We start from the raw sequence: 14,285 nt of genomic DNA, 5'->3' as shown, positions 1-14,285 counted from the left end.
CGAAGGCGGGGATCTCATACCTCCCGCGCATCGCCAAATTGCTGGAGACCCCCGCCTGCGCGGGGGCGCACACTTGCATTCAAAAAATCACTCGATCACTTTCGGCACGCCAAAGAACCCGTGTTCTGCCGCCGGGGCATTGGCGAGCACATCATCGCGCCTCCCGCCGCCGGTCAGCGGATCGGCATCGACCACATCATCGCGCAGCCGCAAGGTGTTGGGGATCACCGCCGCCATCGGCTCGATCCCGGACACGTCGACTTCGCCCAATTGTTCGACCCATTGGAGGATGCCGTTCAATTCGGGCACCATGCGTTCGAGCGCGGCATCATCCATGCTGATGCGCGCCAAAGAGGCGATTTTGGCGACGTTTGCCTTGTCCACCGACACGCGCGTTCCCCTTACTGGCCCGGCGCGGGCTGCGGTGCGGCTTGGGGGCCATCCTGCGGCGCGCCCATCTGGCCCTGCCCCATTTGACTTTGCCCCATCCGGCTCTGCATCGCCTGTTGCAGAATGCTCAGGTTCCGTTCGAAGGTCTGCTGACTCATGATGTCGATCACCTCGATTTCGAATTCGAGATCGGCGTTCGGCGGGATCGGCGCGCCCGGCGGCGGCTCTGCCCCGTACGCCTTGTCGGCGGGGATGAAGAGCGTGTATTTTCCGCCCTTCTGCATCTGCTGCAACCCTTCAAAAAAGCCGGGAATGGTCGCGCCTTCCTCAATCGGGAACGGGGTGCCTTCGGGGAAGATGCCTTCGACGGGGAGCGGAATATCGCGCGATTCGTCAAACACCGTGCCATCGGCGGCAAGTTTGCCCTTGTATTTCAGGAACACCACATCGCCGACCACTGGCGTCGGGCCGGTGCCCGCCACCTGGGTGTCAATATCTACGCCGCGCGGCACAGCGGCCCAGGCGAGGCCCGCCCCCACTGCAATCGCCAGTACCACGCCGATCCACAGCTTGGTCAGCGATCCCTTGGCGACGGGTTTGATCGGAACACGGGTTATTTCGGTCATGGCTTGATCCTGAGTGGCGGCGCATCATGCGCTGCGTTGTGACGGCAAAAGGGCGCGGATTTATGCCGCGCCCTGATGGCTTATTGGAAAGGGGGATTCAAGCGGTTCTGCGAAGCAAAGCGCGCTTGCGGACGGGATAATTAGCTCCCGTCACGCTCCAACCGCTTGCGCTCCATCTTGCGGGCGCGGCGCACGGCGGCGGCCTTTTCACGGGCGCGCTTTTCGCTCGGCTTTTCGTAATGGCGACGCAGCTTCATTTCGCGATAGACGCCTTCGCGCTGCAGCTTCTTCTTGAGCGCGCGCAAGGCCTGATCAACATTATTATCGCGAACCATGATTTGCATAAAAGCCAACTACCTCAATCTTGAAACGCCAGAGCCCGCCCGATTCTCGCGGGGATACGCGGTCAATTTCCACTGAAAGGCGGGCGATTCCCACGCGGGACCGCCCTGATTACGGCGCTCCGATAGTCCAACACTACCCGAAACGCAAGCCGCCAGCGACGCATCAGCGCAGAATCGCGGTTTTGCCAGCCCTGCTAGGCAGAGCGCGCGCGCATCGCTAAGAGCCTTGGCGATGAACCCTTCTGCACTTTCTCCACTCGCCGCATCGGCGCTGGTTGCCTCTGGCGGCGCCGTTGGCGCACTGGCGCGGTATCAGGCTGGTCGGCTGATGACCCACACGCTCGGCCCGCGCACAGTCGATGCCTTCCCGTGGGCGACACTCACTGTCAATCTAGCGGGGTGTCTGTTGATGGGGATAGTGTTCGGCTGGCTGGCACGGCACGGCGGAGCAGGCGAACACCTGCGGCTGCTGCTCGGCGTTGGTATGCTGGGCGGGTTCACCACCTTCAGCGCGTTCAGCCTTGAACTGCTGTTGCTGACCGAACGCGGCACGCCGGGGCTGGCGTTTGCCTATGCGGCGGTGTCGGTGATGGCGGGCCTTGCCGCCTTGTGGCTGGGCCTCACCATGATGCGCGGTGCGGCATGACCATTGAGCAAGCTCAGGGCGAGAGCGACAACGTGCGCCAGTTCACCGTCAGCGAGGATGACGACGGCATCCGGCTCGATCGCTGGTTCAAACGCAACCTGCCGCTGATCGGGTTCGCCACCGTATCGCGCTGGGCGCGCACTGGGCAGATCCGGGTCGATGGCAAGCGGGTGAAGCCCGAAGATCGGCTGGCTGAAGGGCAAGTTCTGCGCGTCCCGCCGGGGGGTGAGGAACAACCAACCGCGCGCAAGGCTGCACCGCGCACCCGCACGCTCAGCCCCGAACAGATCGCCGAAGCACATGACATGGTGATTCGCGAAACGGCGTCTGCAATCGTGCTCAACAAGCCGCCGGGCCTCGCCACGCAGGGCGGCAGCAAGATGACCAAACACGTCGACGGACTGCTCGATGCGTTTGTCACCGACGAGAAAACGCCGCGCCCGCGGCTTGTCCACCGGCTCGACAAGGATACCTCGGGCGTGCTGCTGATCGCGCGCACGCCGGGGGCGGCGGCGAGTTTCTCCAAACGCTTTGCCAGCCGTTCGGCGCGCAAGGTCTATTGGGCGCTGGTGGTCGGGAACCCGGCGCTGGCCGAAGGGGTGATCGACGCCCCGCTCGCCAAACAACCGGGCACCGGCGGCGAGAAAATGCACGTTGACGAAGAAAACGGCGCGGCGGCGAAAACCCGTTACCGCGTGGTCGATCATGCGGGCGAACGCGCGGCATGGGTGGAGCTGGAACCGCTCACCGGGCGCACGCATCAGCTGCGCGTCCACATGGCGGCGATTGGCCATCCGATCGTGGGTGACGGCAAGTATGGCGGGCCGGATTCGTTCCTGACCGGCGCGGTCAGCCGCAAGATGCACCTCCACGCGCGCCGGTTGATCATCTCGGAACCGAGCACCAAGGCCGCGAGTGGCGGCAAGTTGGACGTCATCGCCGAACTTCCGCCGCATTTTGCCATGAGCATGGACGTGCTAGGCTTCGATCAGAGCCTGTCCGACGCATCGCCCTTGCGCGAAGAAGCGCCCGAACGGTCGGGTGAGGAGAAGAAACAGGCCGCCCGCCGCCATTTCAAACAGGCGCGCAAGGAAGCCCGTGCGCCCCGCCGCGCGCGCGGTGATGTGGCGACCAAGGGCAAGAAGGCACCCGGCAAACCCGCCGCCAAGCCCGCACCCAGAAAGGCCAAGCCCGCCCCTAAAGGCCCGCGCAAGTGAGCGCCACGCGTCTGGCCGTGTTCGATTGCGATGGCACGCTGGTCGATGGGCAGGCGGACGTGTGCTGGGCGATGGAGCGCGCCTTTACCCGCGCTGGCCTGCCCGCGCCTGATAGCCAGTTGGTGCGGCGGATTGTCGGGTTGAGCCTGCCGGTTGCGGTGCGCGAACTTTCGCCCGATCTGGCGGAGGATCAGGCCCGCGCCGTCACCGAATATTACCGTTCCAGCTACCGCGCGCGGCGCGAAGAAGGCCTGCTCGACGAACCGCTTTATGATGGCATGGCCGAACTGCTCGCCAATCTGCACGGCGCGGGCTGGAGCCTCGCGGTTGCCACCGGCAAATCCGACCGTGGGTTGAATGCCTGCCTGAAAACGCACGGGATCGCCGATCTGTTCGTGTCGCTCCAGACCGCTGACCGTCACCCCTCCAAACCGCACCCGGCGATGCTGGAGGCTGCCTTGTTCGAGGCTGGTGCAGCGCCGCATCAGGCGGTGATGATCGGCGATACCAGTTTCGATATGGCGATGGCACGGGGCGCCGGGGTGCGCGCGGTGGGCGTGGCATGGGGCTATCACGCTCCGCATGAATTGCTGGAACACGGCGCGTTGAGCGTGGCCAGCAATATCCGCGAGCTGGCCGAAGCGCTGGAGGCGGCGCTGCCATGAACCTGTCCCCGCGCGAAGCTGCCGAGGCGCAGGCCCAGCGGCGCTACATCATCATGAACGTCGCGCGCATTGGCGGCATCGCGCTGTTGCTGCTGGGCGTGGCGATTACACGGGATGTGCTTCCGGTGAAGTTGCCGTGGGAGCTGGGCGCGGGGCTGGCGGTGGTGGGGCTGCTGGAGTTTTTCTTCCTGCCGCCAATCATCGCCAAACGCTGGAAAGCCGGAGATAACAAGCGCTCATGATCCGCAGGTTCTACACCGATGTAACGCTTGGTGAAGTGCCCGGCGGTTGGCAGGTGCTGCTGGATGGGCGCGGGGTCAAAACCGTGGGCGGCGCGGCGCAGATCGTGCCCACGCAAGGGCTAGGCGAAGCGCTGGCGGCGGAATGGCGGCGGCAGGGCGACAAAATCGATCCCGCCAGCCTGCCGCTGCGCGATATGGCCGATTACGCGATTGATGTGGTGGCGGCCGATCGGGCAGCGATTGCCGATGGCCTGATCGCCTACGCCGAAACCGATACGCTGTGTTACCGCGCCGATCCTGACGCGCCGCTTTATGCCCACCAACAGGCGGTATGGGAGCCGCTGCTCGCGCGGTTTGAGGCGGATCATGGCATCGCGCTGGTGCGGGTCAGCGGCATTCTCCACCGCCCGCAGCCTGCCCCGGCATTGGCGGTGCTGCGCGCGCGGCTGGAGACGCTGAACCCATTCGCGCTGGCCGGGGTGGAGGCAATGGCGAAGCTCGCCGCATCGCTGATCACCGCGCTCGCCGCGCTCGATACAGACGATGAGGACGCACCGCTGGCACTGTGGCAGGCGGCGTGCCTTGAAGAAGAATGGCAGGCCGACCTATGGGGCCGCGACGAAGAGGCCGAGGAACGCCGCGCCCGGCGTGAGGCCGATTTCCTGCGCGCCTGCGGGTTCGCCCGGCTGGCGCAGGCGTAGGCTTTACCCCTCGCCCCCAACCCAATCCGCGACATCGCTTGCCACGCTATTGGCGGCGCGGTTGATCGCTGCGCCGACGGCGCGGGCATCGGCCGGAACCCCGGTTTCACGCGCCTCAAACCGGCGGGTGCTGGTGGTGCCTGCATCGTCGATCCGGATCGCATCAAACCGCACCACCACTGCCGAAGCGCGCGCATCATAACCCATGTCGATCAGGCTGCCGCGCAGGCTCACCGTGGGAAGCGCCACGGTTTCATCATTATCGAGCACCAGCGCCCCGCCGCGCGCACGCAAGGTTTCGCCCAGCAGGCTGCGGAACAGGCGCGCGGGCTTTTCCACCCAGAATGCGTCTTTCAGATAGGCCAGTTCGGTATCCGACACCGCGACTGGCACGCGCAGCACATCCAGTTTGGCCGGAGTGTCGATAGCCAGCACCGCGATGACCGGGCGCTGCGCCCCGGAAACGCCATCTCCCGAAGCCGCGCGCGCGGTCGGGCTTAACGTCAGCAGGCTCTCCGGCGCGGCGCCTCCCAGGCTGATACAGCCGGGCAGCGCCAGCAATGCGGGCAGCATGATCAGGGCGGGCCATTTGCGCAGGCTCATCAAATCGGTCTTCCTCATGGCTTGTAATCCGGCAGTGATTCGCCCCCAAGCAGCGCGCCCGCGCCTTCGCTTTCGAGCTTTTCGGTGATCGCCCGCAAGGCGCGACTGGTGGCGCGCAGATCCTGCAAGGTTGCCTCGGCATTGGGCAGCGTGCTGGTGCGCAATTGCCGCGCGGCGGGGCGGGTGTCCTCCAGCGTGGCCGCCAGCGAGGTTAGCGCCTGATTCGCCGCATTCAGCGTCCCGCGCAGTTCCTCGGCCAGCGGTGAGCCTTCTTTCTTGACCAGCGCATCGGTGGTCAGCGTCAACTGTTCGACCGCGTCCAGCGCCTGATTGAATTCGGCCAGCGTGGTCTGAAACCCTTCAAGATTGGCGACCAGTGCCGGGGTGGCATTGGCGAGATCCTCAGTCAGGCGGTTGGAATTTCTGAGGATGCCCGAAATCTGCTCCTGATTTTCAGGGCCGAGAATGGTGTTGAGCTGTTCGGTCAGCGTCGCCAACCGTTCCAGCAGCACCGGGGCATTCGCGACAATCGCGCCAAACCCGCCGCGTCCGGGCGGGATCACCGGGCGGCCTTCGGGGCAGGCGGTGCTTTCACAGGTGATTGGCGGGGCATCCTTGCGCGCACCGTCCAGCAGGATGGTCGACACCCCGGTAAAGCTGGCCTCAATCGTGGCCTGTGTGCCGACCAGCATCGGCACATCTTCGCGCACCTTGATCCGCACACGCACGAATTCCGGATTGTCCTCTGCCAGTGCAATGTCGATCACCTGCCCCACCGGCACCCCGGCAAAACTGACCTGGCTGCCATTCGCCAGCCCCGACACCGATTGGCCGTAGAAGATGTCATATTCGTTGTGCGCACCCTGCCCCAATCGCGCGATCCACACGATAAACGCCGCCAGCGCTACCAGCAGCAGCAGCGTGACCGCACCGACCCAGAGATGGTTCGCTCTTGTTTCCATATCCGTTTCCTATGAACGCCGCAGGGCGTCCCTGTCCAATATTCTATCCATCAGAGCGCGCCCGGCTGCGATCATGTGATCCCTGCGCCGCGCGCCCACGCGGGCCGTTGAAATATTCCTCGATCCACGGGTGGCCGGTGGCGATGACTTCGGGGATGGTGCCGACCGCGATGATTTTTTTCTCACCGATCACCGCCACCCGGTCGCAAATCTCATACAGCGTATCGAGATCGTGGGTGATCAGGAACACGGTAAGGCCCAGCGTTTCCTTCAATTCGCGGGTCAGCCGGTCAAATTTGGCCGCGCCGATGGGATCGAGCCCGGCGGTGGGTTCGTCCAGAAACAGCAATTCAGGGTCGAGCGCCAGCGCGCGCGCCAACCCGGCGCGTTTCTTCATCCCGCCCGACAATTCCGAAGGGTATTTGGACACCGCGTCATCAGGTAGGCCCGACAAGATCACCTTGTAACGGGCAATTTCGCACCGCAACTTCCAATCAAGATCGGGGTGAAACTTTTTCAGCGGCACTTCGACATTTTCGCCCACCGTCAGGGTGGAAAACAGCGCCCCGCCCTGGAACAACACGCCCCAGCGGCAGCGCACGCCGAAATCGCTGTCGGGATCGCGCCCGGTGATGGTTTTGCCGAGCACCTCGATCCGCCCCGCGCTCGGCTCCTGCAAGCCGATGATCGAGCGCATCAGCACCGATTTGCCGCTGCCCGACCCGCCGACCACGCCGAGAATTTCGCCCTTGCGCACGGTAAGATTGAGCCCATCGTGCACCACGAAATCGCCGAACTGGTTGACGAGGCCTTCGACCACAATCGGCGCGCCTTCATCGGTGGGGTGATCCGTCATCGCTTACCCCCAACCCACTTCGGTGAAGAACACCGCGAAAAACGCATCGATCACGATCACCGCAAAAATTGCCGACACCACCGCCATCGTCGTGCGGCGGCCGACTTCTTCGGAATTATCGCGCACTTGCAGCCCGTGATAGCACCCCGCCAGCGCCACGATCAGCCCGAATACCGGCGCCTTGATCAGCCCGACCCACAGATCATGTTCGGGCACCACGTCGCGAATCCGTTCAAGAAACGTCCAGAACGGCATGCCCAGCGCCAGATCGCCCACCACCGCCCCGCCGACAATCGCCACCACCGAGGCATAGAACCCCAGCAGCACCATCATGAAGGTGGATGCGAGGATGCGCGGGATAACCAGCGCTTCGATCGGGGAAATGCCGATGGTGCGCATCGCGTCAATTTCCTCGGTCAGCTTCATCGTGCCAAGCTGCGCGGCAAAGGCGCTGCCCGAACGGCCCGCCACCATGATCGCAGTCATCAATACGCCCAGTTCGCGCAGGGTAATGCGCCCGACCAGATTCACCGTCAGCGCCTCGGCCCCGAATTGCTGCAATTGCACCGAGCCTTGTTGCGCGATCACGATTCCGATCAGAAAGCTCATCAACCCGATGATCGGCAGCGCCGACACGCCGACCAGCTCCATCTGGTGCACCAGCGCGCGCAGCGGAAAGCGCGAAGGGTGGCGGATCAGGCTGCCGACCCCGATCAGGATCTGCCCGAAAAACCCAATCACACCGTAAATACCTGAGCAACTCGCAAAAAATTGCTTACCGACGCTGATCGGCACCCGTTCCCATATCGGCGGGCGCACCGGGCCGGTATCACCGCTCGCATCAATCCCGTGCACGGCATTGAGCAACCGATTGGCCGCATCGCTTGCGCCGGTAATGTCCGCGCCATGTTCGCGCACCACGCGGCACACCACCCACGCGCCAACCGTGTCGATTTCGTCCACGCCCGACAGATCAACCGTGCGGATCGTGCCGGCAAGGCTAGAAAGTTCGCGTTCAAGCGGGGCGATGGCGGCCAGCGTCAGCTGCCCTGACAGCAGTAGCCGGGTGCCATTGCCGGCCCCGTCTTCCCCTGTCTCTTCCAACGTATAGTGCGCGGCGTCCTGCATCGGATTGCAGCTATGGGGAGATTTTCAGCGCGGGACAAGGCTCTCGCGCTGTTCGCCCGCGCGCCGCGATGCCGATGCTTCACGATGATTGCATCGCAGCATCGGTGCTGGCATGGCGCGGGCCATCATGACCAACACAATTGCCACCACTTTGCCCACCACTTTCGACCCCGCCGATATCGAGGCGCGCTGGTATGCGCATTGGGAGGACAACGGGTTGTTCCGTCCGCACCGCCCCGACGCCGAGGCCTTCACCATCGTCAATCCGCCGCCCAATGTGACGGGCAGCCTGCATATCGGCCACGCGCTCGACAACACGTTGCAGGACGTGGTGGTGCGATATGAACGCCTGCGCGGCAAGGACGCGCTGTGGGTGGTCGGCACCGATCACGCCGGGATCGCCACGCAGATGGTGGTGGAGCGCCAGCTGGAGGCGCAGCAGGACAAGCGCACCAATTATACCCGCGAGGATTTCGTCGCCAAGGTTTGGGAATGGAAAGCCGAATCCGGCGGCACCATCACCCACCAATTGCGCCGTCTGGGCTGTTCGATGGACTGGAGCCGTGAACAGTTCACGATGGACCCGCACTTCACCAAGGCGGTGATCAAAACCTTCGTCAACCTCTATAATGACGGGCTGATCTACCGCGATAAACGGTTGGTGAACTGGGATCCGAAGCTGAAGACCGCGATCAGCGATCTGGAAGTCGAAACCCGCGAAATTCAGGGGCATTTCTGGCGGTTCCGCTATCCGTTGGCGGATGGCGTGAGGACGGATGATGGCGCGGATCACCTGATCGTTGCCACCACCCGGCCCGAAACGATGCTGGCCGATATGGCGGTGGCGGTGAACCCGGCGGACGAACGCTATGCCAGCGTGGTTGGCAAGCATATCATCCTGCCGATCACCGGGCGGCGGATTCCGATCATCGCCGATGAACACGCCGATCCGGCGCTGGGGTCAGGCTGCGTGAAGATCACGCCGGGGCATGATTTCAACGACTTCGAAGTGGGCAAGCGCGCCGGATTTACGGCTGGCGCAATGCTCAATATGCTCGATGCCGAAGCGGCGGTGTGTCAGGTGGCGGACGGATTGATCCCGGAGGCGTTCGTCGGGCTTGACCGCTTCGACGCGCGCAAGGCGGTGGTGGAGCGGCTCAAGGCCGAAGGCTTCCTCGTCCCCCACGTCACCGAAAAGGATGGCGAGCGGGTGGAGCACGACGCCGAACCGCGCGTGATCCAGACCCCCTTCGGCGACCGCGGCGGCGTGGTGATCGAACCGTGGCTGACCGATCAATGGTATGTAAACGCGGCGGAACTGGCAAAAAAGCCGCTTGCAGCGGTAAAGTCCGGCGAAATCGGCATCGTGCCCAAGACGTGGGAAAAGACCTTCTTCAACTGGATGGAGAACATCCAGCCATGGTGTGTGTCGCGGCAATTGTGGTGGGGGCACCGGATTCCGGCTTGGTTTGGGCCTAAGAAAGACGAAGGCGGTAAGTTTGCTTGGAAAGGCACTGCGCAGGAGACGCCGGACGGCTTGATATTCAACGTAGAAGGAGAAAAGGAGTTCGTGGCTGCAACTGAGGCTGAAGTTATTAGCCTTGCTAAAGATTATTACGGCCATGAATATGAAATCACTCTTGAAAAGCGAAAACTTGGACTCTCGAACGCCATGCGGCACGAGAGGGAAATTCCGCTCTATCGTGACGAAGACGTGCTCGACACGTGGTTCTCCAGCGCGCTGTGGCCCTTCGCCACGCTCGGCTGGCCGCATGAAAACCAGTCCGTCACCCCAGCGAAAGCTGGGGCCTCAGGCGGCGGTGCGCAAACGCCCGAGATGCCAGCTTCCGCTGGCATGACGCTGTTGGAAAAACACTACCCTAACTCGCTCCTCATCTCCGGCTTCGACATTCTGTTCTTCTGGGATGCCCGCATGATGATGATGGGCTATTACAACATGGGGCAAAAGCCGTGGGATACGCTCTATCTCCATGGCCTCGTGCGTGCCGCAGACGGCGCGAAGATGTCGAAGTCCAAGGGCAATGTCGTCGATCCGCTCGGCCTGATCGACCAATATGGCGCCGACGCGCTCAGGTTCTTCATGGCGGCGATGGAAAGCCAGGGCCGCGACATCAAGATGGATGAAAAGCGGGTCGAAGGATACCGCAACTTCGCCACCAAGCTGTGGAACGCTGCGCGGTTCTGCCAGTCGAACGGCATCGGCGCGTCGGCGAGCGTGAAGGCCCCGCCAGCGCGCCTCGCAGCCAACCAGTGGATCATCGGCGAAGTCGCGGCCTGCGTCACCGAAATCGAGCGCGCGATGGCCGATCTGCGCTTCGACGCGGCGGCCAATGCGATCTACCAGTTCACCTGGAGCAAGTTCTGCGACTGGTATCTGGAGCTGATCAAGCCGGTTTTCAGTGCCGTCACCCCGGCGCAGGCCGGGGTCCAGAGCGGAGCAGAACCGCCCGCCTCGCTGGATCCCGGCCTTCGCCGGGAAGACGAAGAAGGCGGTTGGTCGCCCGCATCCGAAACCCGCGAAGTCGCCGGATGGGCGCTTGATCAGATTCTGGTGATGCTGCACCCCTTCATGCCGTTCATCACCGAGGAGTTGTGGCACAAGCTGGGCGCGCGCGAATATGAGCTGATCCTCGCCCAATGGCCCGCGCCCGAAGCCGAAGTCAGCAAGGAAGCCACCGACGCGATTGACTGGGTGATCGAGCTGACCACCAATATCCGCAGCGCCAAAAACGAACTCGGCATCGCGCCGGGGGCCAAGCTGGCGGCGTTCCTTGCCGCGCCGTCCAACGTGGCAGCACGCACGATCGAGCGCAGCAGCGCGGCGATCGAACGCCTAGCCCGTCTGACGCCCGTGACCATTGGTGAGGCCCCCGCTGGCCCCGCCATGCAGGTGATCGCAGGGGCGGACGTGTTCGTGATTCCCCTCGAAGGGATCATCGACATCGCGGCCGAGAAAGCCCGGCTTGAAAAGGCACTGGCGGCGAGCGCGAAAGAAGCCAAGAGCCTTGAAGGCCGCCTTGGCAACCCCGCCTTCGCTGAAAAAGCCAAGCCCGAAGCGGTGGAGAAAGCCCGCGCCGATCTCGCCCACCATCAGGGCGAGGTGGAGCGGCTGACGTCGGCATTGGCGCGGTTGGGGTAAGGTGAATCTCACTCTCGCCACCGACGACACCGGCGGGCCGGAAATCTTCGCCTCGCTGCAAGGCGAAGGGCCGAGCGCGGGCACGCCGGTCGCCTTCGTGCGCCTCTCCCGCTGCAACCTTGCCTGCGTGTGGTGCGACACCGCCTATACGTGGCACTTCGAAGGCGACAACCGGCCCCACCGCGACGGGATCGCCTTTGAACGCAAGGCCAATCAGGTCACGCTCTCGCCCGCCGAAACCGCTGAGCGGATCGCGGCGCTGGGGCAGCGGCGCCTCGTCATCACCGGGGGGGAACCACTGTTGCAGGCGGGCGGGTTGGCCGAAATGCTGGAACACCTCCCCGATATCAGCGTCGAAATCGAAACCAACGGCACGGTCGCCCCGCCGCCTCGGCTCGATATCCGGGTCGATCAATATAATGTCAGCCCCAAGCTCGCCCATTCGGGCAATCCGGCAGGCTTGGCGCTGATCCCCGAACGGCTGGATGCCTTCGCCGCCGACCCGCGCGCGTTCTTCAAATTCGTGATCGCCGCGCCCGAAGATGTGGCCGAAGTGCTGGAACTCCAGCGCCGCTATCGCTTCAAACCGGGGCAGGTGTTCCTGATGGCTGAAGGCACCGACAGCTTCACACAGCGCGAACGGCAGGCGTGGCTCGCGCCGCTATGTCTGGAACATGGTTTGCGCATGAGCGACCGGCTGCATATCCACCTTTACGGCGATACGCGGGGAACGTGATTATTCGTCATCGCGAGGAGCGCAGCGACGCGGCGATCCATGGGCTGGCGTCACCCCTAGTCGCAAGGTCAGACCATGGATTGCTTCGCTTCGCTCGCAATGACGAAGCAAAAACTACCCCTGACTTCTCCAGCGCATCACCACGCGCTCGACCAGTTCTTCCTCGCCTCCGTCCTTGTTCCACAAATCGACGAAACTTGGGTCTTCGGACGCGGGGCGTTTGTGTTCTTCGAGGTTGTCAAAGGTCACGCGGATCGGGATCGCCACACCTTCGCCGCAGATGATGCATTCGCGGTTGCGCAGCGCCGGGATCGAATCGAGGAAGCCGCGCGCGCCTTCGGGCATGGCGGCTTTCACGAAGGCCTGATCGCGGTCGTTGTTGAGGCGCATCGAAATGATCGTGCCGCACTGCGACAGTACGCCTTCGGCCAGATCGGACGGGCGCTGGGTAATCAGGCCAAGCGAAATTCCGTATTTGCGCCCTTCCTTGGCGATGCGGCTGAGAATCTTGCCGACCGACGAGCCATCGGCGTTTTTCTCGTTCGGCACGTAACGGTGGGCTTCCTCGCACACCAGCAGTACCGGGCGGGTATTTTCCTCCCGTCCCCAGATCGCGAAATCGAAGACCAGGCGGCTGAGCACCGCCACCACGGTTGAAGTGATGTCCGATGGCACGCCCGACACGTCGATGATCGAGATTGGTTTGCCGTGGCCGGGCATACGGAAAATCTTGCCGATGAAATCGGTCATGGTGTCACCCACCAACATTCCCGAAAACATGAACTGGTAGCGCGGATCAGCTTTCAGCTCGTCGAGCTTGCCCTTGATCCGCATATAGGGCGCGGACGAGGTTGCCTTGTCGAGCTTGCCCATTTCGTCCTGCAGGATGTTGCCGAGATCGGACAGCAGGTAGGGGATCGGCGAATCCACCGTGATTTTGCCCATCGTCTGCGCCAGCCGGTTGCGCGCGCGCGCGGCCAGCAGGCACTTGGCGAGAATGTCGCTATCTACCTGACGTTCATTGCCGCTACCCGACAGCAGCACTTCGCAATGCTCTTCGAAGTTCATCAGCCAGTATGGCATCTGCAGGTTCGACACGTCGAGGATCTGCCCGGTCTGGCGGAAGGCAGCGGAATATTCGCCGTGGGGGTCGATCATCACGATGTGACCCTTGGGCGCGGCTTCGCAGATGCGGTGCAGGATCAGCGCAGCACTGGTCGATTTGCCGGTGCCGGTCGACCCCAGCAGCGCAAAATGCTTGCCCAGCATCGCGTCAATATACAGCCCCGCGCGGATATCGCGGGTAGGGAACACCTTGCCAATCGTTACGCTGGCGCGGCCATCGCTGGCGTAGATTTGTTCAAGATCCTTGGTGGTGGCGGGATAGCACATCGCGCCCGGAACCGGGTAGCGCGTCACCCCGCGCTTGAACCCGTGGATGCGGCCTGTCAGCTTTTCTTCCGCACCTTCGCCCAGGAAGTCGATATGCGCGATAATCCCGGCATCATTGCGGCGATCCTTGCGCTGATCGCGCACGTTGGCGAGCAGCCAGGCATCGCCCACGCGGATCTTGATCTGGCTGCCAACCTGCCCGGCCAACGCGATCGACGGATCGGCATCCTCCATGCATTCATTGAGCCGTTGCAGATCGAGCGCAATCTGCGAGCCCGAACCCGATATCTCCAGCACCACGCCAATTGGCAGGCGCGCATTGTCGTGGCCACCTGCCGCTGCGGCGGCGGGTGCAGAATAATCCGCCTGCCCGGCCGCATCGGTGCCAGTGGAACGTTCGAAATTCTGCCTGCCGAGATCGGTCATCCGCGCCTTTCCTTGCGCCAATATTGGAACAGGCCGGGAAATAGCGCAGGCTGGGTTAAGATCGGGTCAACATTGACGAGGACGCCAACTGCCGGGGCTAGTGGATTGACTCCAACGTTTGGAACCCCCGGTTACGTGCGGCGATGATTTCGTCGGGGTCCGCCTTCCAGACGAAGGGCTTTGGATGGCTG

At 63.4% G+C, this 14,285-nt stretch carries 15 protein-coding genes; 7 read left to right on the top strand and 8 right to left on the bottom strand.

Annotated elements, in window-relative coordinates; translation table 11 throughout:
* Positions 1–87: 87 nt before the first annotated feature.
* The 3 genes from gatC to rpsU form a co-directional block, all read right to left on the bottom strand.
* On the bottom strand, positions 88–390 hold the full coding sequence (gene gatC, locus ACSSV3_RS13065) for an Asp-tRNA(Asn)/Glu-tRNA(Gln) amidotransferase subunit GatC (protein WP_354326678.1): 303 nt from the start codon (positions 388–390) through the stop codon (positions 88–90).
* Between the two features lie 11 nt (positions 391–401).
* Positions 402–1,016 carry an FKBP-type peptidyl-prolyl cis-trans isomerase gene (locus ACSSV3_RS13060; protein ID WP_354326679.1) on the bottom strand — a complete coding sequence of 205 codons (615 nt, stop codon included), beginning with the start codon at positions 1,014–1,016 and terminating at the stop codon, positions 402–404.
* A gap of 140 nt (positions 1,017–1,156) precedes the next feature.
* On the bottom strand, positions 1,157–1,360 hold the full coding sequence (rpsU, locus tag ACSSV3_RS13055) for a 30S ribosomal protein S21 (RefSeq protein WP_354326681.1): 204 nt from the start codon (positions 1,358–1,360) through the stop codon (positions 1,157–1,159).
* Positions 1,361–1,592: 232 nt separating this feature from the next.
* On the opposite strand from rpsU, the gene crcB reads away from it, so the two are divergent.
* The 5 genes from crcB to ACSSV3_RS13030 are packed head-to-tail and all read left to right on the top strand — an operon-like array spanning position 1,593 to position 4,831.
* A complete protein-coding gene (gene crcB, locus ACSSV3_RS13050) occupies positions 1,593–2,006 on the top strand; it encodes a fluoride efflux transporter CrcB (protein ID WP_354326683.1) in 414 nt (137 codons plus the stop codon).
* A complete protein-coding gene (locus ACSSV3_RS13045) occupies positions 2,003–3,223 on the top strand; it encodes an RluA family pseudouridine synthase (RefSeq protein WP_354326684.1) in 1,221 nt (406 codons plus the stop codon). Before crcB ends, ACSSV3_RS13045 begins: the two co-directional genes overlap by 4 nt.
* Positions 3,220–3,888: an HAD-IA family hydrolase gene (locus tag ACSSV3_RS13040; RefSeq protein ID WP_354326686.1), complete on the top strand. Its 669-nt coding sequence runs from the start codon at positions 3,220–3,222 to the stop codon at positions 3,886–3,888. Before ACSSV3_RS13045 ends, ACSSV3_RS13040 begins: the two co-directional genes overlap by 4 nt.
* Positions 3,885–4,130 (top strand): hypothetical protein, encoded by a 246-nt coding sequence (locus tag ACSSV3_RS13035; protein ID WP_354326688.1) that lies wholly within the window; start codon positions 3,885–3,887, stop codon positions 4,128–4,130. Before ACSSV3_RS13040 ends, ACSSV3_RS13035 begins: the two co-directional genes overlap by 4 nt.
* Positions 4,127–4,831, top strand: a complete 705-nt coding sequence (locus tag ACSSV3_RS13030; RefSeq protein ID WP_354326690.1) for an ATP12 family chaperone protein — start codon at positions 4,127–4,129, stop codon at positions 4,829–4,831. The genes ACSSV3_RS13035 and ACSSV3_RS13030 overlap by 4 nt, the downstream gene beginning before the upstream one ends.
* Positions 4,832–4,834: 3 nt before the next feature.
* On the opposite strand, the gene ACSSV3_RS13025 is transcribed toward ACSSV3_RS13030, so the two are convergent.
* From ACSSV3_RS13025 to ACSSV3_RS13010, 4 genes are read right to left on the bottom strand one after another with little or no spacing between them, the layout of a single operon-like run.
* Positions 4,835–5,452: an ABC-type transport auxiliary lipoprotein family protein gene (locus ACSSV3_RS13025; RefSeq protein ID WP_354326692.1), complete on the bottom strand. Its 618-nt coding sequence runs from the start codon at positions 5,450–5,452 to the stop codon at positions 4,835–4,837.
* A complete protein-coding gene (locus ACSSV3_RS13020; RefSeq protein WP_354326693.1) occupies positions 5,449–6,396 on the bottom strand; it encodes an MlaD family protein in 948 nt (315 codons plus the stop codon). The genes ACSSV3_RS13025 and ACSSV3_RS13020 overlap by 4 nt, the downstream gene beginning before the upstream one ends.
* Positions 6,397–6,439: 43 nt before the next feature.
* The gene (locus ACSSV3_RS13015) at positions 6,440–7,252 is read right to left on the bottom strand and encodes an ABC transporter ATP-binding protein (protein ID WP_354326695.1); all 813 of its coding nucleotides are present in this window, start codon (positions 7,250–7,252) and stop codon (positions 6,440–6,442) included.
* A gap of 3 nt (positions 7,253–7,255) precedes the next feature.
* The gene (locus ACSSV3_RS13010; protein ID WP_354326697.1) at positions 7,256–8,380 is read right to left on the bottom strand and encodes an ABC transporter permease; all 1,125 of its coding nucleotides are present in this window, start codon (positions 8,378–8,380) and stop codon (positions 7,256–7,258) included.
* Between the two features lie 127 nt (positions 8,381–8,507).
* On the opposite strand from ACSSV3_RS13010, the gene ACSSV3_RS13005 reads away from it, so the two are divergent.
* Both ACSSV3_RS13005 and ACSSV3_RS13000 read left to right on the top strand, forming a co-directional pair.
* The gene (locus ACSSV3_RS13005) at positions 8,508–11,540 is read left to right on the top strand and encodes a valine--tRNA ligase (RefSeq protein WP_354326699.1); all 3,033 of its coding nucleotides are present in this window, start codon (positions 8,508–8,510) and stop codon (positions 11,538–11,540) included.
* A 1-nt stretch (position 11,541) separates the two neighbouring features.
* A complete protein-coding gene (locus tag ACSSV3_RS13000; protein ID WP_354326701.1) occupies positions 11,542–12,276 on the top strand; it encodes a 7-carboxy-7-deazaguanine synthase QueE in 735 nt (244 codons plus the stop codon).
* 114 nt (positions 12,277–12,390) lie between these two features.
* Here ACSSV3_RS13000 and ACSSV3_RS12995 read toward each other — a convergent pair whose 3' ends face one another.
* Positions 12,391–14,094 (bottom strand): ATP-binding protein, encoded by a 1,704-nt coding sequence (locus ACSSV3_RS12995; RefSeq protein WP_354326702.1) that lies wholly within the window; start codon positions 14,092–14,094, stop codon positions 12,391–12,393.
* Between the last annotated feature and the right edge of the window lie 191 nt (positions 14,095–14,285).

It is taken from the genome of Porphyrobacter sp. MBR-49 (assembly GCF_053628655.1).
The sequence above is the reverse complement of the archived record's forward strand: the minus strand, read 5'-3'. Positions and strand labels throughout refer to the sequence as shown.

Coding starts and splice junctions, on each gene's coding strand:
- ACSSV3_RS13060 (WP_354326679.1), bottom strand. CDS start 1,016: ATGACCGAAATAACCCGTGTTCCGATCAAACCCGTCGCCAAGGGATCG.
- rpsU (WP_354326681.1), bottom strand. CDS start 1,360: ATGCAAATCATGGTTCGCGATAATAATGTTGATCAGGCCTTGCGCGCG.
- crcB (WP_354326683.1), top strand. CDS start 1,593: ATGAACCCTTCTGCACTTTCTCCACTCGCCGCATCGGCGCTGGTTGCC.
- ACSSV3_RS13045 (WP_354326684.1), top strand. CDS start 2,003: ATGACCATTGAGCAAGCTCAGGGCGAGAGCGACAACGTGCGCCAGTTC.
- ACSSV3_RS13035 (WP_354326688.1), top strand. CDS start 3,885: ATGAACCTGTCCCCGCGCGAAGCTGCCGAGGCGCAGGCCCAGCGGCGC.
- ACSSV3_RS13030 (WP_354326690.1), top strand. CDS start 4,127: ATGATCCGCAGGTTCTACACCGATGTAACGCTTGGTGAAGTGCCCGGC.
- ACSSV3_RS13025 (WP_354326692.1), bottom strand. CDS start 5,452: ATGAGGAAGACCGATTTGATGAGCCTGCGCAAATGGCCCGCCCTGATC.
- ACSSV3_RS13020 (WP_354326693.1), bottom strand. CDS start 6,396: ATGGAAACAAGAGCGAACCATCTCTGGGTCGGTGCGGTCACGCTGCTG.
- ACSSV3_RS13015 (WP_354326695.1), bottom strand. CDS start 7,252: ATGACGGATCACCCCACCGATGAAGGCGCGCCGATTGTGGTCGAAGGC.
- ACSSV3_RS13010 (WP_354326697.1), bottom strand. CDS start 8,380: ATGCAGGACGCCGCGCACTATACGTTGGAAGAGACAGGGGAAGACGGG.
- ACSSV3_RS13005 (WP_354326699.1), top strand. CDS start 8,508: ATGACCAACACAATTGCCACCACTTTGCCCACCACTTTCGACCCCGCC.
- ACSSV3_RS12995 (WP_354326702.1), bottom strand. CDS start 14,094: ATGACCGATCTCGGCAGGCAGAATTTCGAACGTTCCACTGGCACCGAT.